The sequence below is a fragment of the Vibrio sp. MMH1-50 genome, from assembly GCF_022347645.1.
GTDB classification, from domain to species: domain Bacteria; phylum Pseudomonadota; class Gammaproteobacteria; order Enterobacterales; family Vibrionaceae; genus Vibrio; species Vibrio harveyi.
In genome coordinates this window covers 330,761-355,277 of sequence record NZ_JAKRGG010000001.1, presented here as the reverse complement: position 1 = coordinate 355,277, position 24,517 = coordinate 330,761, and the positions used below count along the sequence as shown (strand labels likewise).

At 45.2% G+C, this 24,517-nt stretch carries 17 protein-coding genes; 1 reads left to right on the top strand and 16 read right to left on the bottom strand.

Translation table 11 applies throughout. The features are described from left to right. Positions 1–538 precede the first annotated feature (538 nt). Entirely contained in the window at positions 539–931 is a 393-nt protein-coding gene (locus MHO32_RS01670; protein WP_169786522.1) for a hypothetical protein, read from the top strand. 80 nt (positions 932–1,011) lie between these two features. Here MHO32_RS01670 and carB read toward each other — a convergent pair whose 3' ends face one another. From carB to murE, 16 genes are all read right to left on the bottom strand, one after another. Further along, positions 1,012–4,245, bottom strand: a complete 3,234-nt coding sequence (carB, locus tag MHO32_RS01665; protein WP_005447814.1) for a carbamoyl-phosphate synthase large subunit — start codon at positions 4,243–4,245, stop codon at positions 1,012–1,014. A 16-nt stretch (positions 4,246–4,261) separates the two neighbouring features. Beyond that, positions 4,262–5,416, bottom strand: a complete 1,155-nt coding sequence (gene carA, locus MHO32_RS01660) for a glutamine-hydrolyzing carbamoyl-phosphate synthase small subunit (RefSeq protein ID WP_005447811.1) — start codon at positions 5,414–5,416, stop codon at positions 4,262–4,264. Positions 5,417–5,897: 481 nt separating this feature from the next. Continuing rightward, positions 5,898–6,707 (bottom strand): 4-hydroxy-tetrahydrodipicolinate reductase, encoded by an 810-nt coding sequence (gene dapB / locus MHO32_RS01655; protein WP_239210547.1) that lies wholly within the window; start codon positions 6,705–6,707, stop codon positions 5,898–5,900. A 113-nt stretch (positions 6,708–6,820) separates the two neighbouring features. Then, positions 6,821–7,219, bottom strand: a complete 399-nt coding sequence (gene mutT / locus MHO32_RS01650) for an 8-oxo-dGTP diphosphatase MutT (protein ID WP_009697612.1) — start codon at positions 7,217–7,219, stop codon at positions 6,821–6,823. Between the two features lie 211 nt (positions 7,220–7,430). After that, positions 7,431–10,160 (bottom strand): preprotein translocase subunit SecA, encoded by a 2,730-nt coding sequence (gene secA / locus MHO32_RS01645; RefSeq protein ID WP_009697611.1) that lies wholly within the window; start codon positions 10,158–10,160, stop codon positions 7,431–7,433. Positions 10,161–10,941: 781 nt separating this feature from the next. After that, a complete protein-coding gene (gene lpxC, locus MHO32_RS01640; RefSeq protein WP_005447804.1) occupies positions 10,942–11,859 on the bottom strand; it encodes a UDP-3-O-acyl-N-acetylglucosamine deacetylase in 918 nt (305 codons plus the stop codon). 101 nt (positions 11,860–11,960) lie between these two features. Next, on the bottom strand, positions 11,961–13,205 hold the full coding sequence (gene ftsZ / locus MHO32_RS01635) for a cell division protein FtsZ (protein WP_009697610.1): 1,245 nt from the start codon (positions 13,203–13,205) through the stop codon (positions 11,961–11,963). Positions 13,206–13,235: 30 nt separating this feature from the next. Beyond that, the gene (gene ftsA / locus MHO32_RS01630; RefSeq protein ID WP_005447800.1) at positions 13,236–14,498 is read right to left on the bottom strand and encodes a cell division protein FtsA; all 1,263 of its coding nucleotides are present in this window, start codon (positions 14,496–14,498) and stop codon (positions 13,236–13,238) included. Continuing rightward, positions 14,491–15,276, bottom strand: coding sequence for a cell division protein FtsQ/DivIB (locus MHO32_RS01625; RefSeq protein WP_009697609.1), 786 nt, complete (start codon positions 15,274–15,276; stop codon positions 14,491–14,493). The genes ftsA and MHO32_RS01625 overlap by 8 nt, the downstream gene beginning before the upstream one ends. Before the next feature lie 191 nt (positions 15,277–15,467). Further along, positions 15,468–16,925, bottom strand: a complete 1,458-nt coding sequence (gene murC, locus MHO32_RS01620; RefSeq protein WP_005447797.1) for a UDP-N-acetylmuramate--L-alanine ligase — start codon at positions 16,923–16,925, stop codon at positions 15,468–15,470. Between the two features lie 22 nt (positions 16,926–16,947). Further along, on the bottom strand, positions 16,948–18,015 hold the full coding sequence (murG, locus tag MHO32_RS01615) for an undecaprenyldiphospho-muramoylpentapeptide beta-N-acetylglucosaminyltransferase (protein WP_047512505.1): 1,068 nt from the start codon (positions 18,013–18,015) through the stop codon (positions 16,948–16,950). Further along, entirely contained in the window at positions 18,002–19,198 is a 1,197-nt protein-coding gene (gene ftsW / locus MHO32_RS01610) for a cell division protein FtsW (protein WP_009697607.1), read from the bottom strand. The genes murG and ftsW overlap by 14 nt, the downstream gene beginning before the upstream one ends. An 18-nt stretch (positions 19,199–19,216) precedes the next feature. After that, complete coding sequence (murD, locus tag MHO32_RS01605; protein WP_009697606.1) at positions 19,217–20,530, bottom strand: UDP-N-acetylmuramoyl-L-alanine--D-glutamate ligase; 1,314 nt, start codon at positions 20,528–20,530, stop codon at positions 19,217–19,219. 39 nt (positions 20,531–20,569) lie between these two features. After that, entirely contained in the window at positions 20,570–21,652 is a 1,083-nt protein-coding gene (gene mraY, locus MHO32_RS01600; RefSeq protein ID WP_005447790.1) for a phospho-N-acetylmuramoyl-pentapeptide-transferase, read from the bottom strand. Continuing rightward, on the bottom strand, positions 21,652–23,016 hold the full coding sequence (locus tag MHO32_RS01595) for a UDP-N-acetylmuramoyl-tripeptide--D-alanyl-D-alanine ligase (RefSeq protein ID WP_005447788.1): 1,365 nt from the start codon (positions 23,014–23,016) through the stop codon (positions 21,652–21,654). The genes mraY and MHO32_RS01595 overlap by 1 nt, the downstream gene beginning before the upstream one ends. A 2-nt stretch (positions 23,017–23,018) precedes the next feature. Further along, on the bottom strand, positions 23,019–24,494 hold the full coding sequence (gene murE, locus MHO32_RS01590; protein ID WP_050934694.1) for a UDP-N-acetylmuramoyl-L-alanyl-D-glutamate--2,6-diaminopimelate ligase: 1,476 nt from the start codon (positions 24,492–24,494) through the stop codon (positions 23,019–23,021). Positions 24,495–24,517: the final 23 nt, after the last annotated feature.

The window sequence follows — 24,517 nt, the reverse complement described above, 5'->3', positions numbered from 1 at the left end:
AATACATGAGCAAAGGGCTATGGCAAAGACGAATGCTAACTATGATAGAAAACAAGCATTATTCTACTTAATATTCTTACTCATATCATCAATGTCTCTATTTATATGCTCACTAAAAGGCATAAGTGGCTTCTATGACAATATAGTCACCAAAAGTGAAATAGCAACCTTTGATCAAGTATATGTATATATGTTTGGAGCGAGTTTCATTCTTTTTGAATGCTTGAGAATACTAGTTATCTCAATTATATCAAACAACTTTTTGACTAAGGGACAATTCAAAAAATCAAGTGAGATTTTTTTAGCACTCTCCATAACTACTTTTTTATCATTATACCCTGAAATTATCTTAGCTGATGTATTTGCTAAGTCTAATAACTATATATTTAGCAAAGACGAATCGACTTGCAATTTTTTATTGGAGAGAAGATCATACAAAATAAAAAATAGAGTTTAATGTATGGAGCGCGACTCCTTATAAATTACTCTCGAAATCGGATACATATCAAGTTTCAACTTAAGAATTAAAGAGGGTCGCATGACTAAATGGTTTCTCCCTATTGCTTTATATCTATGCTTGACTGCAGGTCTAGCAATAAGCCTAAACATCTGGAATGAATGGTTTTCTATCAAGCGAAGAATTGGGGTTGATATTTACTTAATTCTCTTCGGCACAATAACTGCAATAGTAATATGTGTTCCAAACATTCTAACGATTAGCAAAGGCTTGAGTATTGCAGCTAAGGTAAATTTGATCACTATTGCATTTATTCTGGTTACTTGTAGCTCTAATTTTGTTATTGCAAATGGCAGTGCTATTTCTTCATCTTTAGGGACGTTACTTTCAGCCATTAGTTTGATGCTGTACAAAAGTCCGCTCTATCAGGCTTTCTTAGCGCACTTCAATTCTCTCCATTTTAAGCAACCTTAAAGACAAAAAAGCCCGCTCAAATGAGCGGGCAATGAGGTTGTCATATAAGCCCTATTTTTCGGCTTACTGATTTTTATCTATTACGCTTCTAGGCTAGCTTTCACTTTTGCGTGTAGCTCTTGAACCGAAGTTACTGTGCTCTTCGCATCTGCCGTGTGTGCCATACAAGTCGCGAATGCAGCGTTTAGCGTTGTCGTGTAGTTCACTTTCTCAGCTAGTGCACCGCGACGCAGAACTTTAGAGTCTTCAATCGCTTGACGACCAGCAGCCGTGTTTACGATGTAGGTGTACTCGTTGTTCTTAATACGGTCAAGAATGTGAGGGCGACCTTCGTGTACTTTGTTTACTAGACGTGGGTTAATGCCCGCTTCACCAAGAATGACAGCTGTACCGTGTGTTGCATCCAACTGGTAACCAAGTTTTGTCAACTTAGACGCTAGGTCCACAACACGCTCTTTGTCACCTGCACGAACAGAAAGAAGTGCACGACCACCTTCTGGGTAAATGTTGCCACAACCCAATTCTGCTTTCGCGTAAGCTTCTGCAAACGTCGCACCAACACCCATAACTTCACCAGTAGAGCGCATTTCAGGACCCAACAGCGGGTCAACACCTGGGAACTTGTTGAATGGCAGTACAACTTCTTTTACAGAGTAGTACGGTGGGATGATTTCTTTCGTAAAGCCTTGAGACTCTAACGATTGACCCGCCATTACACGCGCAGCAATCTTAGCGATTGGCGCACCAGTTGCTTTAGATACGAACGGTACCGTACGCGCTGCACGAGGGTTAACCTCGATTAGGTATACTTGGTTGTTCTTAACCGCGAACTGCGTGTTCATCAGACCACGAACACCCAATTCAAACGCTAGCTTTTCAACTTGCTCACGCATTACGTCTTGGATTTCTTGGCTTAGCGTGTATGCAGGAAGAGAACATGCTGAGTCACCTGAGTGAACACCCGCTTGCTCGATGTGCTCCATGATACCGCCGATAACCACACGCTCACCGTCACAGATAGCATCGATATCGACTTCAACTGCGTCGTCTAGGAAGCTATCTAGTAGTACTGGAGATTCGTTTGATACGCTTACTGCTTCGTTGAAGTAGCGACGTAGATCTTGCTCGTCGTATACGATTTCCATCGCACGACCACCAAGTACGTAAGAAGGACGTACAACCAGTGGGTAACCGATTTCACGAGATTTCTCTACTGCTTGCTCCATCGTCGTTACTGTCGCGTTCTCTGGCTGTAGAAGACCTAGACGGTCGACAGCAACTTGGAAACGCTCACGGTCTTCTGCACGGTCGATTGCATCAGGGCTAGTACCGATGATTGGCACGCCAGCTGCTTCAAGTGCACGAGCCAGTTTAAGTGGTGTTTGACCACCGTACTGAACGATAACGCCTTTTGGCTTCTCAACACGTGCGATTGCTAGTACGTCTTCCAGTGTTACTGGTTCGAAGTACAAACGGTCAGATGTATCGTAGTCTGTTGAAACAGTCTCAGGGTTACAGTTAACCATGATAGTTTCGTAGCCATCTTCACGTAGTGCTAGCGATGCGTGTACACAACAGTAGTCAAATTCAATACCTTGACCGATACGGTTTGGACCACCGCCTAGAATCATGATCTTGTCTTTGTCTGTTGGGTTAGCTTCACACTCGTCATCGTAAGATGAGTACATGTAAGCTGTATCAGATGAGAACTCTGCCGCACACGTATCAACACGCTTGTACACTGGGTGAATATCGTACTGGTCACGTAGACGACGGATTTCGCTTTCCGCAACACCTAGAATCTTAGATAGGCGCGCATCAGCAAAACCTTTACGCTTCAGCTTGTTAAGTTCTTCTTTGTTTAGACCAGCGAAACCTTTTGCTTTTAGCTCTTGCTCAAGCTTCACGATGTCTTCGATTTGAACTAGGAACCAGCGGTCGATTTGCGTTAGGTTGAATACGCCATCGACTGACATACCCGCACGGAATGCATCCGCGATGTACCAAATACGCTCTGCGCCTGCTTCTTTCAGCTCATGACGAATTTTCGTCAGAGCGTCTGGTGCATCTAGGTCAACCATCTCGTCAAAACCAGTAGCGCCAACTTCTAAACCGCGAAGTGCTTTTTGTAGTGACTCTTGTTGGTTACGACCAATTGCCATTACCTCACCAACTGACTTCATTTGCGTCGTTAGACGGTCATTAGCACCTGCAAATTTCTCGAAGTTAAAGCGAGGAATCTTAGTTACTACGTAGTCGATGGTTGGTTCGAATGATGCTGGTGTAGCGCCACCAGTAATGTCGTTCATTAGCTCGTCTAGTGTAAAGCCAACAGCCAGTTTCGCTGCAATCTTAGCGATTGGGAAACCTGTTGCTTTTGAAGCTAGAGCAGAAGAGCGAGATACACGTGGGTTCATCTCGATGATAACCATGCGGCCATCTTTCGGGTTGATACCAAACTGTACGTTAGAACCACCAGTTTCAACACCGATCTCACGCAGTACCGCTAGAGATGCGTTACGCATTAGCTGGTATTCTTTGTCTGTTAGTGTTTGCGCTGGTGCAACCGTGATTGAGTCACCCGTGTGGATGCCCATTGGATCGAAGTTTTCAATCGCACATACGATGATACAGTTGTCCGCTTTGTCGCGAACCACTTCCATCTCGTACTCTTTCCAACCAATAAGAGACTCATCGATTAGAAGTTCGTTAGTTGGCGACAGGTCTAGACCGCGACGACAGATTTCTTCGAACTCTTCTTTGTTGTATGCGATACCGCCACCAGTACCACCCATAGTAAATGATGGACGGATGATACAAGGGAAGCCAACCATATCGAGTACAGCGTAAGCTTCTTCCATCGTTTTAGCAGTATCCGCACGTGGACACTCAAGGCCGATAGACTTCATCGCTTTATCGAAACGAGAGCGGTCTTCCGCTTTGTCGATTGCATCAGCCGTTGCGCCAATCATCTCAACGCCGAACTCTTCTAGAACGCCGTATTTCTCTAGGTCTAGAGCACAGTTCAATGCAGTTTGACCACCCATTGTAGGTAGTACTGCATCCGGTTTTTCTTTCGCGATGATGTTACGAACCACTTCCCATTGGATTGGCTCGATGTAAGTTGCATCCGCCATGTCTGGGTCAGTCATGATGGTTGCAGGGTTAGAGTTTACTAGGATAACTCGGTAACCCTCTTCACGCAGTGCTTTACACGCTTGTGCGCCAGAGTAGTCAAACTCACATGCCTGACCGATAACAATCGGACCAGCACCAAGAATAAGAATACTTTGAATGTCAGTACGTTTTGGCATTATCTACTACTCCGAATTAAGCGCTGTGTTTTTTGATTAGTTCGATAAAGTGGTCAAATAGCGGTGCCGCGTCGTGTGGACCTGGGCTCGCTTCAGGGTGACCTTGGAAGCTAAATGCTGGCTTGTCTGTACGGTGAATACCTTGTAGAGAGCCATCAAATAGCGATACGTGAGTAGCACGTAGATTTTCAGGTAGTGTTGCTTCGTCTGCGGCAAAACCGTGGTTCTGCGACGTAATCATCACAACATTACGCTCCAAATCTTTTACTGGGTGGTTTGCGCCGTGGTGACCAAACTTCATTTTCACTGTTTGTGCACCCGATGCTAGCGCAAGGATTTGGTGGCCTAGACAGATACCAAAGATTGGCAGGCCTTTTTCTAGGAATACTTTTGTCGCTTCAATCGCGTAAGTACATGGTTCTGGGTCACCAGGGCCGTTTGATAGAAAAACGCCATCTGGGTTTAGAGCCAGAACTTCTTCTGCTGAAGTTTCAGCAGGAACAACCGTTAGGCGGCAGCCTCGGTCAACCAACATGCGCAGGATGTTACGTTTTGCGCCGAAGTCGTAGGCAACAACGTGATATGGCAATTCGCTGTCGTCTTTCGCTTCTGGAAGTCCACCCTCAAGCGTCCACGAACCTTGTTTCCATTGATACGCTTCTTTTGTTGTAACCTCTTTCGCAAGATCCATTCCTTTCAAACCAGGGAATTCTTTTGCTTTCGCTAGTGCCAAAGCTTCGTCTAGATTCTCTCCGTTTATAGAAGAGCCAGCTACGATACAACCGTTTTGAGCACCTTTTTCACGCAGGATACGAGTTAGCTTACGCGTGTCGATGTCTGCAATGCCGACGATGTTTTGCGACTTGAGGTAATCAGAAAGGGATTGTTCATTACGGAAGTTAGAAGCGATAAGAGGGAGATCGCGAATCACAAGGCCTTGTGCGTGGATTGAAGAAGATTCTTCGTCTTCGGAATTGGTTCCGGTATTGCCAATGTGAGGATAAGTAAGAGTAACGATTTGTTGAGAATAGGAAGGATCAGTGAGAATTTCTTGGTACCCCGTCATCGAGGTATTAAAAACAACTTCACCAACGGAAATACCATCTGCTCCAATGGAAACACCGCGGAACACTGTCCCATCTTCTAGGACTAACAGTGCTAATTTACCCAAGACAACCTCCAGAATAAAAATGCATAAAAAATAAATTAAGCTGCAAATTTGCCTTCCTTTACCTTGATAATTTACATAAACAGGTATTTTTGACAAATTGGCGGTATTCTAAAGACGGACTTTGAAACTGTCAACACACATTGAAAAATAAATTGGTACTTTCTAGCGAGTAATGACGTTTCAACAGAAAAAGCCCTAAAAAAGTAAGTTTTAGTTATCTACAGATCACTTACCATGACTTTTTTGTGAATTTTACAAATTTGAACTTATTGAAGATCACAAAATTTTGTGAGATTTTTGCGCAAACGTTCATCCTGCAAATTCAACTACAACTTTTAGAGCTTACAGCTATTTTTACACACCAAGCACACAAAACAATAATAAAACTATGAGAAATCTTGCGACCTTATGGAACCATTTTGTTTACATAATTTTCTCCAAAAACAAAAAAGCCGGCTTACGCCGGCGAATAATTATGTATTTACAGTTCATTGAGCCCGAGAACATCTGTCATGGTATAAATACCTGCTGGCTTAGCATGCAACCAAACTGCGGCTTTTACCGCCCCATTAGCAAAGGTCATTCGGTCGGTCGCTTTATGAGTAATCTCAACGCGTTCTCCAATGTCAGCAAACATAGCCGTATGTTCACCTACAATATCCCCAGCACGGATCGTAGCAAAACCAATTTCATCTTTTGTTCGCTCACCCGTAATACCTTCACGAGCGTAAACAGCAACATCGCTTAGCTTATTGCCCATCGCTCCTGCGATCGCTTCCCCCATACCAATCGCGGTACCAGACGGAGCATCAACTTTGTGGCGGTGATGCGCTTCAACAATCTCAATATCACAGTAATCCCCCATCACTTTGGCCGCTTTCTCGAGAAGCTTAAAGACAAGGTTCACGCCGACTGAGTAGTTAGGAGCCATCACAACTGGCACTTGCTTCGCAGCAGCATCGATCAATTCACGCTCTTCTTCGCTAAAGCCAGTCGTGCCAATGACGATACTCTTGCCATGTTGTTTGCAAAGCTCTAGATTCGCTAGCGTGCTCACTGGAGCCGTAAAGTCGATAACAACATCGAAGTTGCCGACCTCTTTTGCTAAATCATCCGTCAGAAAGACATCAAACTTACCTTCACCGCACAGCTCACCAACATCTACGCCAACTAGCGAAGACTCTGGACGTTCAGATCCCGCAGTCACGGATGCCTCTGAGTTTAAATGCGATGCTTTAACTAGGTTGCGACCCATGCGGCCAGCAGCTCCTGCAATTGCAATACGAACCATTGCGCTTTCTCTCCTTCTCTGGATAAACGAGGCTTGCCTCGTCCTCTTTCGTTTCGCCGAATCTTTTTAAACTAACAATATCCCGTGTTAACCACAAGATAGTTCGCAGCGAGTTAAGAAAACTCTTTAATCACTCGCTCTAGAATCGGTACGTTTGCCTCTGGGAAGGTGTAATCAAGTAATGCAGCAACATCAACCCAACGTCCTTCTTGACCTTCGCGACCATAAGGTTGGTTATCGAACTGAGATACTGTCATGAAATCAAACTTCAAAGACTTTTCTGGATAGTCATATTCCAAGTGTTCAAATAGGGATTGCTCTGTCACTGTGATACCAATCTCTTCTTCCAGCTCACGAATCATCGCTTGCTCAACACTTTCACCTTGCTCTACTTTGCCACCAGGGAACTCCCAGAATCCTCCTTTGTGTTTGTCATCTGGACGTTTAGTGATGAAGATTTGCGATTTATCTTGGTTAAAGATGATTGCCGCAACAATATGAATTCTTTTCATTAGATTCGTTCCTAGATCTATACCCAAGTGACTTCAAGATGCTAGATTCAGAGCGTCGTCAATTTTCGATTTAGAACCACTAGATCTTCAAATTGTTGCCTCGCCTTCAAACCAAGTCATTCTCGCTGAACCAAGCATCTCGAGGTTACTTGGGTATATCAATACAAAAAGAGCCGCCTAAGCGACTCTTTATCAATATTTTCGGACTGTATTAGTCAATTTTCCCGTGGCACTGTTTGTACTTTTTACCACTGCCACATGGACAAGGCTCATTACGACCCACTTTACGCTCTTCACGAACCATTGGTTGGTTAGACGTTTCTTCAGACTCTTCGCCTTCAGTTAGTGGGTTTTGTGCTGCTGCGTGTTGAGCTTGGGCACGACGAGCTGCTTCTTCAGCTTGCGCGCGACGTTGCTCTTCCATACGCTCAACTTCTTCTTGTTGTTGAACACGTACGCGAGATAGCACGGTAATCACATCCGTCTTAAGCGCTTCTAGTAAACCTTCAAACAGTTCAAACGACTCACGCTTGTACTCTTGTTTCGGGTTCTTCTGCGCATAACCACGTAGGTGAATACCTTGACGTAGGTGATCCATTGCCGCTAGATGCTCTTTCCAAAGCGTGTCTAGCGTTTGAAGCATAACTGACTTCTCGAAGTTGCGAAGTACTTGCGCACCGACTACTTCTTCTTTCGCTTTGTAGACTTCAACTGCTAGGTTGATGATCTTCTCACGCAACGCTTCTTCGTATAGCTTGTCGTCTTCTTCAAGCCATTGCTTAATAGGCGCATCTAGATCGAAGTCCGCTTTCAAGCGCTCTTGAAGACCTTCCACATCCCACATATCTTCTAGAGATTGTGGTGGAATGTATTCATCGATGATCGCAGTAACAACATCTTCACGGTTTTGTTCGATCATATCGCTAATGTCGTCAACGCTCATTAGCTCATCACGTAATTCGTAAACTACTTTACGCTGATCGTTTGCTACATCATCGTATTCAAGAAGCTGTTTACGGATGTCGAAGTTACGACCTTCCACTTTACGTTGTGCTTTTTCGATTGAACGAGACAACATCTTAGATTCAATCGCCTCACCTTCTTCCATACCGCTTTGGATAAGGCTAGCCATACGATCTGAAGTGAAGATACGTAGTAGTGAATCTTCCATCGATAGGTAGAAACGAGATGAACCTGCGTCACCTTGACGACCTGAACGACCACGTAACTGGTTATCGATACGACGAGATTCGTGACGCTCAGTACCAATGATGTGCAGACCACCTGATTCTAGTACTTGATCGTGAACTTGTTTCCACTCAGCTTTGATAGCATCGATCTGTTCTTTGGTTGGATCTTGAAGCGCTTCGACTTTCGCTTGCCAGCTACCACCCAACACGATATCAGTACCACGACCAGCCATGTTAGTCGCGATCGTTACCGCACCAGGTGTACCTGCTTCTGCAACAATCTCTGCTTCGCGCTCGTGGAACTTAGCGTTCAGTACATTGTGTTTAATCTTAGCTTTCTTAAGTGCGTTAGAGAGTAGCTCTGATTTCTCGATAGAAACCGTACCTACTAGAGATGGTTGACCTTTCTCTACGCGCTCTTTGATATCTTCGATAATTGCAGCGAATTTCTCAGCTTCAGTACGGTAAACTACGTCTGGCATATCGTTACGGATCATAGGTTTGTTGGTTGGGATAACCACTGTCTCTAGACCGTAAATCGATTGGAATTCGAATGCTTCTGTATCCGCTGTACCTGTCATACCTGACAGTTTTTCGTATAGGCGGAAGTAGTTCTGGAAGGTGATCGATGCCAGCGTTTGGTTTTCGTTTTGAATCTTAACGCCTTCTTTCGCTTCAACCGCTTGATGAAGACCTTCAGACCAACGACGACCCGGCATTGTACGACCGGTATGTTCATCGACGATCACAACTTCGCCGTCATCATTGACGATGTAATCTACATTGCGTTCAAACAATACGTGTGCACGAAGCGCTGCATTAACATGGTGTAGTAGGCTGATGTTAGTTGGAGAGTAAAGTGTATCGCCCTCTTCCATCAGACCATTTTTCACCATTAGTTCTTCAACGAATTCTTGACCCGTTTCCGTTAAGTGAACTTGTTTAGATTTCTCATCAACCGTGTAGTGACCGTCGCCGCGGTATTCTTCAGAGTCTTCTTTATCTTGCTTTTGAAGATTTGGAATAAGCAGGTTAATACGAGTGTATAGATCCGAGCTATCTTCTGCTGGACCAGAGATGATCAGAGGAGTACGAGCTTCATCGATAAGGATTGAGTCCACTTCATCGACAACTGCGAAAAAGCGTTCACGTTGAACACGGTCTTCATTGCGGAAAGCCATGTTGTCACGTAGGTAGTCAAAGCCAAACTCGTTGTTTGTACCGTAAAGGATATCAGCTTGGTAAGCTTCTTTTTTCGCTTGAGGAGGCATGTTTGGCACGTTCACGCCAACTGTCATACCTAAGAATTCAAATAGTGGACGGTTAGTCTCAGCATCACGTGTTGCTAGGTAGTCGTTCACTGTGACTACGTGTACACCTTTACCTGGAAGTGCGTTTAGGTAAGCAGGAAGGGTTGCAGTTAAAGTTTTACCTTCACCAGTGCGCATTTCCGCAATTTGACCGCCGTTCAGTACCATACCACCGATAAGCTGAACGTCGAAGTGACGCATACCGTAAACACGCTTAGATGCTTCACGAACCGTAGCAAAAGCTTCTGGAAGTAGCTTATCAAGAGTCTCACCTTGCTCTAGGCGCTCACGGAACTCAACAGTTTTCGCTTTTAGCTCTTCATCAGAAAGTGCTTCGAACGTTGGTTCGTAGTTATTAATCTCTTTTACAATTTTTCTAAGGCGGCGCAGTGTTCGGTCGTTGCGACTGCCAATTACTTTTGTCAGTAGCTTAGTTATCATTTTTCGTGAATCTCTCTTTAATCAGACCGTTCCCGATCTACTCGTAATGCCTTCAGTCTCTGCCAGTTTGGAACTAAGAATACTGAGATAAATCATTTATCAAAGATATTGAGTTCAAACATCCATATTTCAAGGCTAAATTTTGAATCAATGTGGCTTAGTGTAAGGATTTTTCGTCGATACAACCATAAATAGACGTATTTGTTTGAAGCACTCGTAAGTTTTTAGACAAACTGATGATGTATTAGCCACTATTACCCCCTCATCAAAGCGCAAAGTCAGTATTTTATAAGCCATTCTTTAGAAGAATCAGCCTCTAGTGGCTAAGTTCAAATCGTCGCTATGAGCTGAAGATAAAGGCAATAATGTAAACCATCGCCCAGTAGAAAGCTGCTTTTGAATACCCATATCTCAACAAAATTAGATTTTACCTATGTAAGATCATAATTTTATCGCCTTCACTTAAAAAGGATCCTAAGTTTGGTGTTCAACGTTAAAAGATCATAATGGTAAGAAAAGGATCGGCAACGCCTTGCCAAGCGGTAAAAAGTGGCAATGTTTCACTATTCGCCATTGCCATTTCTAATAGGCATTTACAGGACATCTGTATTCATTGAAAGTAATATCTTCACAGAAGATCGTTGAACGATCATCTGCAGAACGCTTCACATGCTGCCAAAAGCCTATGTCAAACAAAGCGTACGTCAGAAATATAGACTCAACATTCAGATACTAAAAAGCCAGGCATTGCCTGGCTTTTTTAATCTGTTTGCGCTGTTTATTACGCTAAAACCATGTTTGGTTCTGCAAAAGCAACTGGTGAACCCACTTCTTCTTCGAATGTTGTCCATTCCCATGCTTCTTGATCCGCAAGAACTGCACGTAGAAGTTGGTTGTTTAGACCGTGACCTGATTTGAAAGCACGGAACTCACCGATAATGGCATGACCACACATGTAAAGGTCACCAATAGCATCTAGTACTTTGTGAGTAACAAACTCATTATCAAAGCGTAGACCTTCTTCGTTAAGAATACGGTAATCATCCAGTACAATTGCATTATCGAAACTACCACCAAGAACTAAGTTCTGAGACTGTAAGTATTCAATATCACGCATGAAACCAAACGTACGTGCGCGAGAAATTTCACGAACGAAACCTTGAGATGAGAAATCAAACAGAAGACGTTGCTCATCTGACTCAATCGCAGGGTGGTTAAAGTCGATTTCGAAGTCCATACGGAAGCCATTAAATGGAACAAACTCTGCCCACTTATCGCCATCTTCAAAACGAACTGGTTTCTTAATACGAATAAAACGCTTCGGTGCATTTTGCGTTTCAACACCAGCTTGCTGTAGCAGGTATACAAACGGGCTTGCACTGCCATCCATAATTGGAATTTCAGGAGCGTCTACTTCGACAATAATATTGTCGATACCCATACCAGCAAGTGCTGCATTCAAGTGTTCTACAGTTGAAATTCGCACGCCTTCATCGTTCACCAATGCTGTACATAGCATAGTGTCTCGAACAGACGCTGGGTCAGCTGGAAAATCTACAGGTGGGTTTACATCTGTACGACGGTAAATGATACCTGTGTTTGCAGCAGCTGGGCGCAGAGTAAGTGTGACTTTACGACCAGAGTGGAGACCCACACCAGTTGTTTTCACTATTTCTTTCAGAGTACGTTGTCTGATCATCTGCTTGCCTCTCTAAAATATGCTACAAAACACGGTCGTCTGTAACGTCGACCGTGAATGCTACCATAATCTTGAGCTATGTCAAATTTATGGGTTAAAGATTAATCAGCCTGACGACGCAAAAATGCCGGGATATCTAAATAACCACTTTCCTTCTCTTGCTTAGGAGCGGCAGAACTCTGACCCGCAGAAGCTGGAGAAGAAGAAACTGTGTTTGTCGGCTGAGGAGTTACCTGTGGCTTCTCTTGCACTGGAGTAGTTTGCAAAGTCTGTGCCGGTTTCTCTTCAGCTTGTGGTGCCGCAGCTTGCTGTTGTGGTTGAGCTTGCGGAGTCGCAGTTGGTGCTACTTTCGCTTTGCCACCAGCAACTAGCGTAATGTCTGGTTTTTTCTCATTGCCGATACCTGTCGCAACAACTGTTACGCGGATTTCATCAGTCATATCTGGGTCTAGAGAAGTACCGATAACTACGGTTGCATTGTCAGAAGCAAATGCTTTCACTGTGTTACCAACAGTCTCAAACTCATCAAGACGCATATCCAGACCTGCAGTGATGTTAACAAGAACACCACGAGCACCAGCTAGATCGATGTCTTCTAGAAGTGGGCTAGAAATTGCCATTTCCGCTGCCTCTTCTGCACGATCTTCGCCTTTCGCGATACCGCTACCCATCATTGCGTGACCCATTTCAGACATTACAGTACGTACATCTGCAAAGTCGACGTTGATCATGCCAGGGCGAGTAATTAGCTCCGCAATACCTTGAACAGCGTTCTTAAGAACGTCGTTCGCACTTGCGAAAGCTTCTAATAGCGTTACACCACGACCAAGTACTTTAAGTAGCTTTTCGTTTGGAATTGTGATCAAAGAGTCAACATGCTTAGACAGCTCATCGATACCTTGCTCAGCAAATGCCAAACGCTTTTTGCCTTCAAAGCTGAACGGTTTTGTTACGACCGCAACAGTAAGAATGCCAAGCTCTTTAGCTACTTCAGCAATAACAGGTGCTGCACCAGTACCTGTACCGCCACCCATACCTGCTGCGATAAACACCATATCGGCACCAGTTAGGGAATCTTTAATTCTATCTCTGTCTTCGAGAGCTGCCTCACGGCCGACCTGTGGATTCGCACCTGCACCCAGACCTTTAGTGATATCACCACCAATCTGAATGACATTGCCAACGCTTGTCTTACGAAGTGCTTGCGCATCAGTGTTGACGCTGATGAATTCCACACCTTCGATGGATTCACGCACCATGTGTTCAACGGCGTTACCACCGCCGCCACCAACTCCAACGACCTTGATTACTGCATCGTCAGACATTTCCATCATCGGTTCAAACATGTGTTGTCTCCGTTTATCCTGCAACTCAGGTTAAAACTCTTTTTGTATCCAATTACGCAATTTACCGAAAAAGCCAGTAACAGATGAGCGCTTAGGTTCATTATAATCGCTATCGTCGCTAGACTGCATGTCTCTTGCGTAATGAAGTAATCCAACTGCCGTAGAATGGTACGGCTCTTTTACATAGTCAGTTAACCCGCTGACTTCAAGCGGTTTGCCAACCCTTACTTGGTTGCGGAATACGCGTTCCGCACATTCTACCACTCCTTCGATTTGCGCAGCACCGCCGGTAAGAACTACACCCGCAGCGAGATGGTGCTTAATGCCCTCTTCGCGCAATTTCGCTTGTACAGAGTCGATAGTTTGGTTAACCAGTCCCATAAGCTCAGAGTATCGTGGTTCAATCACTTCTGACAACGTCTGACGTTGCAGACTACGTGAAGGTCGACCACCTACGCTAGGAACGTTAACCGTGTCATCCTTACTGACTAGTTCGCTCAAGGCACAGCCATATTTGACTTTTATTTCTTCAGCATCGCTCACTGGCGTACCAAAAGCAAAAGCAATATCGCTAGTTACTGCATTTCCTGCGTAAGAAAATACTTCAGTGTGACGTAACGCACCACCGGTCCAGATAGAAATATCCATCGTGCCGGCACCGATATCAACCACACAAACCCCAAGCTCTCTTTCATCCTCGGTGATCACTGCATTACTTGCAGCAAGCCCAGAAAACACAAGTTGCTCTACTTTAAGACCACAACGTTCTACAGCCTTAATAATATTGCGTGCCATATCATTATGGCATGAGATCAAATGGACACTGACTTCCATTCTCACTCCTGATAAACCAAGTGGGTTTTTAATGCCCTCTTGGTAGTCGATGGTGAACTCTTGTGGAATCACATGAAGGATTCGCTGTTCATCACCGATTTTAATCGATTTTGCAGTATGGATAGCGCGATCCATATCCTCCTGAGACACTTCCTCATCAGATATGGTGCCCATGCCTTTTTCAATTCGGCTTGCGATATGCTTACCAGACAACGAAATAAATACTCGGCTGATTTGGCATTCCGCCATCAACTCAGCTTGATCAATTGCGCGTTGTACTGATTTTACAACCGACTCCAAATCATTCACGCCGCCTTTATCCATGCCACGTGAAGGGCTGCTACCCGCACCAATAATATTTATTTGGCCATCCGGTAGAATCTCACCCACTAGAGCTGATACGGTTGCAGTGCCTATATCAAGACCAACAATAATGTTGTCATCAGCGGCCTTAGTCATTCGTACTCTCTTGTTCTAACTCATGTTCAGGGAACCAACCAACTGCGGCTCCCGTATCGTACCTAAGATCGATATAACTGATTCTTTGAGTGTCACTGCCGAGCTTGTTATAAAGCAAAAAGAAGCGCTCTATCCGCTCATCCAGAGACTCTTTACCGAGCTCTAGTCGAATACCGTTATCAAGGATGATCTGCCAAGCTCGTCGTTCGTTTAACACTAATGACGAAATAGCCAGCCCCAACGTTTGGAACTTAGGACGGAGATCGCGATAGGTTTGCAAAACTTCCGGTCCAGTCTCATTGGGACCATATAACTTAACTTTTTCTTCCTTTAGCAGGCCAACATCACCATTAAATACTAAGCCATTAGCATCTAACAGCTCATTGCCATTCCAGATGGCAACGGGTTGATGTTCTGTCAAAAATACTTTTACCGTGTCTGGCCATTGCTTACGAATCGCAGCATGCGCGACCCATGGAAGGGCTTCGACACTTTGCTGCAACACATCAATGTCTTGAGACATAAAGGTGCCAATATGATCAATTTGTCCAAACGCTGCTTGCACATCGTCTGCTGTGACATACTCCAGTTTTCCCTGAAGTACAATTTTGGAGAGAGGTAACCTTTGGTCATCCCACATCCAACTGATCGCTGAGTACAAAACAGAACTAATTAAGGTCACCACAACAAAGAAAAATAGCGCACCCAAGATTTTATCTTGACGACCACGGTTATTGTCCGTGTTAAGTCGCTCTTCATTCAGTGCAATATTCAACAACGTCTTCGTTTCCTGACTTTTGTCCTGTACTTTTCACCGTGTTAGTACACATTGGCAAAAGCATTGACTTTAACCTTGGGATTATACTGAGCTCTTGTAAACTATCAAACACTGATAGTGATAAATCACAACGTTCTTGACGCAAAATCGAGATCTAGGTCTTTCTCTGCACTTTGCGCCCGTCCCTATTGTTAGCCAAGCATCTTATTTATATTCAATTCAAGAGCAGCAAGCTGCTTGGCAACTTTACCAACATCACCTGCGCCTTGAGTCAAAATCAGGTCGCCATCTTGTATAACGTTAGCCAAAACTGAAGGTAATTGCTCGATTTCTGGGACAAAAATTGGATCGACCTTTCCGCGACTACGAATAGTGCGGCATAAAGCACGTCCATCCGCGCCGGCAATCGGTTTTTCGCCCGCAGCGTATACATCTAACATGATCAGAACATCCACTTGCTCCAGCACATTCGCAAAGTCATCGTATAAGTCACGGGTACGGCTATAACGATGAGGCTGGAAAATCATGACGAGACGTTTATCCTGCCAGCCGCTGCGTGCTGCGTTAATCGTCACGTCCACTTCTGTTGGGTGATGACCATAGTCATCGACAAGCATTGCATGACCATTACCAGTATCGAACTCGCCTAAATGATCAAATCGACGACCTGTACCTTGTGTACCCGCCATTGCTTTTAAGATCGCTTCATCACTGATGTCGTCTTCTGTAGCAACCGCAATCGCTGCAGATGCGTTCAATGCGTTATGGCGACCAGGGATGTTCAGCGTGATATCCAGGTTTGCGCGACCTTCACGAACCACCGTGAACTTGCCCTGTTGACCTTCCTGATGGTAATTCTCTATGCGCACATCAGCGTCTTCAGAGAAGCCATAAGTTATCACTTGGCGACTAATACGTGGAATAAGCTCACGAATGACTGGATCGTCAATACAGACAATAGCTTGACCATAAAACGGCAAGTTGTGAAGAAAATCGATGAATGTCTGCTTCAACGTTTCGAAATCGCCACCGTAAGTATCCATGTGGTCAGCTTCGATGTTCGTCACGATGCTTACCATAGGTTGTAGGTGCAAAAATGAAGCATCACTTTCATCTGCTTCTGCAATCAGAATTCGGCTCGAACCTAAGCGTGCATTTGTACCTGCACTCTTAACTAAACCACCGTTAACAAACGTTGGGTCAAGACCTGCTTCAGAATAGATTTGCGTAACTAGAGCAGTCGTCGTCGTTTTACCGTGTGTACCCGCAACAGCAATCCCGTGACGGAAGCGCATTAATTCAGCAAGCATCTCTGCTCGACGCACGATAGGGATACGCAACTCACGTGCTGCCATCACTTCTGGGTTTTCTTCGTTGATCGCGGTTGAAACCACAACAACACTGGCTTTTTCAACATTACTTGCTTGGTGACCGATAAATACTGTCGCACCTTTTGATACTAAACGCTCTGTCACTGGGTTCTCTGATAAATCAGAGCCTGTGATTTGGTAGCCTTCGTTCAACAGCACTTCTGCAATGCCGCTCATGCCCGCACCACCAATACCGATGAAGTGGATGGATTTCACGCGGCGCATCTCTGGCACCATTGCGCGAATCTGAGCTAAGTCTTGTGTATGTTGGATAGTCATCAATTCTATTCTCAATAATTCGTTAACGCTTTTCGGTCAAAGCGACAATGGCTTGTGCGACAACTCGGTCCGCATTCAATTTTGCAGCGCCACGCGCTTGCTCTGCCATTGTAAGTAAAGCTTGTCGATCCAATTGTTGGATCTGCTGAGTCAGTGACTCAACGGTTAAATCTGGTTGTTCAATCATTTTCGCTGCACCGCAATCCACTAAGTGATCTGCATTTAATGCTTGCTGACGGTCTTTATGCATAAACGGAACGAAGATAGCACCCACACCAGCAGCAGACACTTCAGATACCGTTAGCGCGCCTGAGCGACAAACCAGTAAGTCTGCCCACGCATAAGCTTGCGCCACATCATCGATAAACTCTGTAACCTCTGCATTCATCACGCCATTGGCTTGGTATGCTGCGTTGACTTCTTCCGCTGCGCCTTTGCCCGCTTGATGGCGAATAATGTAATCTTGACCCAATTTCGCCATCACTTCTGGCAGAGTTTGGTTAAGAATGCGTGCGCCTTGGCTGCCACCCATAACCAGAATGCGAATTGGACCTTGGCGTTCTTGCATGCGTTCGGTTGGCGCGACCAATTGAGTCACGTCTTCACGAACTGGGTTACCAACCACTTCGGCATTTGGAAAAGCGCCCGGGAAAGCTTGAAAAACCTTCTTAGCGATTTTTGATAACCATTGGTTCGTTAAACCTGCTACTGCATTTTGCTCGTGCAATACGACAGGGATTCCGCTCACCCAAGCCGCAATACCACCGGGACCACTGACATAGCCGCCCATGCCCAGCACAGCATCGGGTTGCCAGCGCTTCATATGAGTGCGAGCTTGCATGATGGCATTAATAATCTGAAATGGTGCCGCAAGAAGACGCTTAACGCCTTGACCTCGTAGACCTTTTACTTTGATAAAGTCGATTTCGATACCGTGTTTTGGCACCAAATCAGCTTCCATTCTATCCGCGGTACCCAACCAGCGAATTTCCCAACCTTGCTCTTGTAGCTGCTTAGCTACCGCTAGACCAGGGAATACGTGACCGCCAGTACCACCAGCCATCACCATCAAACGTTTATTTTTCTTCATCGACTTGTTGTTCTGATTCTTTCTTGCCGTGCTTTAAGCGGCATTCATGATCGATACGCAGCAAGATAGACACCGCCACGGACATAATAATAAGACTCGAACCACCATAACTGATCAGTGGAAGAGTAAGACCTTTGGTTGGAACGATACCGGCAGCAGCGCCGACGTTAACCAACGTCTGGAAGGCAAACCAAATACCAATACCAAATGCGAGGTAACCACCAAACATTTCGCCTTCTTCGAACGCTCGTTTGCCAATGTAAACCGCTTTAAGCACCAAGCTGAAAATCAGCATTAGCACTAACACAACACCAACAAAACCCAGCTCTTCAGCCAGTACCGCAAACACGAAGTCAGTGTGCGCTTCAGGTAGGTATTCAAGTTTTTGGATTGAGTTACCAAGACCTTGACCAAACCACTCACCGCGACCAAATGCCATTAAAGATTGCGTTAGCTGATAACCACTACCGAATGGGTCTTCCCAAGGGTCTAAGAACGAAGTGACACGACGAATACGGTATGGCTCGACCAAAATCAAGCCAACAACAGCCGCAATACCGGCAATCATTAGAGCCAAGAATTGTGTCAGCTTCGCCCCTGCAATGAACAACATGCCAAACAAGGTCACCAACATTACAACCACAGTACCTAAATCGGGCTGCCCCAGGAGCAATACTGCGAAGAAAGCAAATACCATGATTGGCTTCATAAATCCGCCAAAGAAAGTCTGACGGACCTCGTCTTGCTTACGTACTAAATAACCAGACATGAAGACAAATAGCGAGAGCTTGGCGACTTCGGCAGGCTGCAAGTTAAACAGACCGAGAGGTATCCAACGCGATGCACCGTTCACCGACTTACCCGCAAGCAGTACAACAATCAGTAACCCAAAAGAGAGCCAAAGAAGATAATGACTTCTCTTAAACCACTGCTCTAATGGCACTTGCAGAATTACGGAAGAGACACCTATCGCGAGCACAAGAAAGGTTGCATGACGGAACATGAAATGAAATGGCTGATCCGTCAAACGAGAGCTGATTGGAAATGATGCTGATGTCACCATCACCAACCCCGTTAACATCAAACCCAACGCAATCCATACAAGCTGACGATCAAAAAGCGCCTCAGGTGCAGGATGCTTAAGCCAAATACCAATGCTGCGTTTAACGTTACCTAAACCCACGAAGTGTGTGACCTTTAATTATGCGTATTTCTCGGCAAGAGCTGCGAATGCGTCACCTCTTGCCATAAAGTTGTCGAATTGATCAAAGCTAGCACATGCCGGAGACAGCATCACCATATCACCCGTTTTTAACTGCGAAGATATCTGTTGAATCACATCTTCCATGGTGTCGAAACGAGTTGCTGATTCGTGCAGTGGCATAAATTCATCGCCATCAGCGCCAAAACAGCAAAGTTGCAGGTTCAGTGTCGCGAAGATCGGTTTTAGTGGAGTGAAATCCGCACCTTTACCAACACCACCAACGAGCAAGTACAGTTTGCCCGTCGACTCTAAACCAGAAAGCGCTGCCATAGTGCTCGCAATATTGGTCGCTTTTGAGTCATTCACCCATTTTACGCCACGATTATCCGCAACCACTTGGCATCGATGTGTCAAACCCGTGTAAGTTTTAAGTGCATTCAATGATTTGTGATAATCCACACCTGCCGCTTTAAGCAGTGCAAGTACGACTAGAGCATTGGCTAAATTGTGCTTACCAACCAGCTTTAGCTCATCACTAGCAATGACACGCTGACCATGATCGAGCAACCAAGTACGATTGCCATCCAATTCAAGACCGTAAGCTTGCTCATCGCTCCCGAATGTCACTAACGGCATATCAATATCAGGGAAGGTCTCTTGGTCATCTCGATTTACAACTGCCAGTTCTACATGGTTGAAAATACGCAATTTAGCTTGTCGATAATCCGCCATGCCGTCATAACGATCCATGTGGTCTTCAGAAAGGTTTAGAAACGCAGCGGCTTTGAGTTTTAAGCTCGACGTAGTTTCTAATTGGAAGCTGGACAATTCAAGGACATACAAATCTGCATCTTGCTCTAGCAAATCAAGAGCAGGAACACCGATATTGCCACCGACACCTACTGTTAGACCTGCGGCTTTCGCCATGACACCAGTTAAGTCCGTTACTGTGCTTTTACCGTTAGAGCCAGTAATCGCAATAACAGGTTTATCGGCAGCCCAAGCGAAGAGTTCAATATCGCCAACAACTGGCGTCCCTTTCGCAAGAATGACTTGAATTTCTGGTGTCGCCAAAGCAATGCCGGGATTAGTCACAACTAAGTCAGCTTCTGCAAGCCACTCAGTATTCCACCCGCCACTGTGCAATTCGACTTGCTCAGGCAAGCGTTCAGCCCCAGGAGGGTTAGTACGCGTATCAATGACTTTGACCACTAGTTGCGGTTGTGTTTTTGTTAGGTGTTTAACGACAGAGAGCCCGGTAATACCGAGCCCTACAACAACAACCTTATGTATGTTTTGCCAACGTTCCATATTTGCTCACGCAATTTGTCTTATTCTTGGAAAGTACGATTAACGCACTTTCAGTGTCGCTAGACCAATCAGAACAAGAACCATAGAAATAATCCAGAAACGCACGATTACGCGAGGTTCTGGCCAACCTTTCAATTCGTAGTGATGGTGAATCGGTGCCATACGGAAAATACGTTGACCACGTAGCTTGTACGAACCTACCTGTAGGATTACCGACAGTGTTTCCATTACAAACACACCCCCCATGATCACCAATACCAACTCTTGACGAACAAGTACTGCGATCGTACCAAGCGCACCACCAAGAGCAAGTGAACCAACATCACCCATAAACACTTGCGCTGGGTATGTGTTGAACCACAAGAAACCAAGACCCGCACCAACAATTGCCGTACATACAACTACCAACTCAGATGCGTGTGGTAGATATGGAATGTGGAGGTATTCTGAGAAGTTAACGTTACCCGTCGCCCACGCAATCACGGCAAAGCCGGCTGCGACTAAAACGGTCGGCATAATTGCCAAGCCATCCAGACCATCGGTTAGGTTTACCGCATTACTGGTACCCACAATCACAAAGTAAGTGAGGATAATGTACATGAAACCAAGTTGCGGCATGATGTCTTTGAAAAACGGCACAACAAGTTGAGTAGCGGCTGTGTCTTTGCCATAAGCGTACAACGCAAACGCCACAACAAATGCAATCAACGACTGCCAGAAGTACTTCCAACGAGCAATCAAACCATCGGTGTTCTTACGAACGACCTTACGATAATCGTCGACAAAGCCAATCGCACCATAACCTAACAACACGGTTAGTACTGCCCATACGTAAGGGTTTGATAAGTCAGTCCACAAAAGAATGGTGATAGAAATAGCTGCCAAAATCATGATACCGCCCATCGTTGGGGTACCACGCTTGCTAAAGTGGGATTCTGGACCTTCGTTACGGACAACCTGACCAATTTGTAGCATCTGTAGACGCTTGATCATGATAGGTCCCATCCATAGGGATAAACCTAAAGCGGTTAATACGCTGAGGATTGCTCGAAAAGAGAGGTATTCAAACAATCGGAAAAAAGATAGGTATGGCTGTAGCAGCTCGGCAAGCCAAATAATCATTAATAATACTCCTTCAAAGCAGCAGCGACTTCAAACATACGTGCACCGTTCGCCCCTTTCACCAACATCGTGTGATGCTCAGGAGCCGCTTGGTCTAGATGCTGCTTGATGTAGTCAATCATCTCTTGATGTGTCTCAAAATGGATGCCGTCGCAGAGTTCGCTAATAACCCTTGCATCTGCACCATACGTGAGAACATGTTCAAATTTTTGTGGGGCAGCATGTTCCCCGACTTGACGATGAAGTGCAAGACTTTCCTCACCCAACTCCGCCATATTGCCTAAAATCAACCAACGTTGTCCTTGAAATGCCGCTAGCAAATCAACAGCAGCCTTCATTGCGGGAACACTTGCGTTGTAGCTGTCGTCAATCAGTTTGATCTTGTCGCTCAGCTCTTCCACTTCGACACGACCTTTAACTTTATTAAGATGCTTAAGACCAGCTCGAACCTCTTCTAAGGTCGCTCCCATTTGCAGTGCAATGATAGAAGCGGCAATTGCGTTAGACACGTTGTGTTGACCAATAATACCCAGAGACAGTTCAATTTCTTGTGAACCTGCGGCGATATGTAAGTCAAAGCTTGCTTCACCTGCGGCGTTCATCACGATATTTGTCGCATAAAAGTCAGCGTTTGTGTTGCTTTGTGAGAAAGTAATCACCTTCTTATCAGCGAGAACCCCCTCCCACTTAGCTTCACCATGACTGTCTAAGTTCACAATCGCAACGCCACCAGCGGAAAGCCCTTGGTAGATCTCTCCTTTTGCTTGCTTCACTCCATCAATCGAACCAAAGCCTTCAAGGTGTGCTGCAGCTACGTTGTTAACAAGGGCCATATCGGGTTTAACTAATTGAGTAGTATAAGCAATCTCACCAATGTGGTTTGCTCCAAGCTCAATCACAGCGTAGTCATCGTTTTTTTGCGAACGTAATAGTGTCAGCGGAACGCCGATGTCATTATTAAAGTTACCCGCAGTAAATAACACCTGACCTTTCAATTGTAAGATGCTTGCGACCATCTCTTTTACTGTGGTTTTTCCACAACTTCCGGTGATCGCAACCGTTGGTGTTTGACATGATTGGTGAACCCACGCAGCAACTTCGCCCAATGCTATCTTACTATCAGCAACAACAACTTGAGGCACATTCACATTAAGTGTTTTTTGCACCAATAGTGCCCCAGCACCAGACTCTACGGCTTGTTCACAGAAATCATGAGCATCAAAACGCTCACCGACTAAAGCAACAAATAGTGCCCCTAGGTCGATTGTGCGAGTATCAGTAGAAACAGATTCGATGGCAACGTCATTGCCAACCAATTCACCACCTGTGATTTCAGCAATTTGAGAAAGCGTTACGGTGATCATGATCAAAGCCCCAATAATGTCATGGCTGACTCGCGGTCAGAGTAGTGAATGGTTCCAGAATTTAGAACTTGATAGTCTTCATGACCTTTACCAGCCAGAAGAATAATGTCTTGAGAAGAGGCATTTTCAAGTGCATAAGACAGTGCTTTGAAGCGGTCGTGTTGCACAATAGCATCAGCTGGCTTAGTTAACCCTGCCAGCATATCTTTCATGATAAGAGCCGGATCTTCACTGCGTGGATTGTCGTCCGTCAGAACCACTTTATCACCCAAACGCTCAGCAATTTCCGCCATCATTGGGCGTTTTCCAGCATCACGATCGCCCCCACAACCGAAGATAGCCCAAAGATTACCTTGGCAATGAACACGAAGCGCTTGCAGCGCTTTTTCCAAAGCATCAGGTGTATGAGCATAATCCACAACCACTTTCGCGCACTCTTCCGCTTGAAACAGTTCCATTCGACCAAGTACAGGCTGCAACTGTGCAGCCGTTGCAAGCAAGCTCTGTTTATCGAAACCTAAGCTAAGCAACGTTGTAAATGCCAACATTAGGTTCGCTGCATTAAATTCTCCGATCAGCGGAGCATGTAATGTGCCCTCACCAAACTTGCCGCTAAACTCAATCGTAATGCCTGATTCTGCATAAGCAATATGATTAGCAAACACTGTATGCGCAAAATCTGTCGTTGGTTTGAGTGATACGGCTAGAGCATTAGGAAGCTGTTTCGCCCAAGTTGCACCGACTACATCGTCTACATTGATGATTGCGTGTTCGCATTGATGGGCTGTAAATAGGGTAAGTTTAGCTTTAGCGTACTCTTCCATAGTGCCGTGGTAGTCTAGATGATCTCGGCTTAGGTTAGTAAATACGCCCGCAGCGAAAGACAGAGCCTTAACACGACCTTGAATCAGACCGTGGGAAGAAACCTCAAGCGCAGTGTATTGCGCTTTTTGCTCAGCGAGGGAAGCAAGTGTCTTTTGGATTTCAACGGCGTTGCCCGTTGTATTTGCAGCTTCTTGCAGGTTATCAAGGAAACCATTACCCGTTGTACCCATAACCGCTGCTTTTGCACCGACTAAATCAATCCACTGAGCAATCAGTTGAGTGATGGTGGTTTTTCCGTTCGTACCTGTGACACCAATCAGCTCCATATTTGGATAGTGGTACAACTGACCCGCAATTTGAGATAAGCATTTGTCTAATGCATCAAGATAAACAACTGGTACGTCGTTAATGATCTCAATCGAGCCATGCGCTTTTACATCACAGGCTTGAGCGATAACCGCGTTCGCTCCTTGTTCAATTGCTGTTGGGATAAACTGACGTCCATCGACAACATGACCGATAATGGCAACAAACGTGGTACCAGATTGAACTCTTCGGCTATCGAGTTCCAATTCAGAGACAAGGATAGAGGACAAGCTAGGGCAATCTACCCAAGCGGAAAGCAGCGTGTCCATACTGATGGCTTTAGTCATATATGTTCTCCGAGCATGCGCTC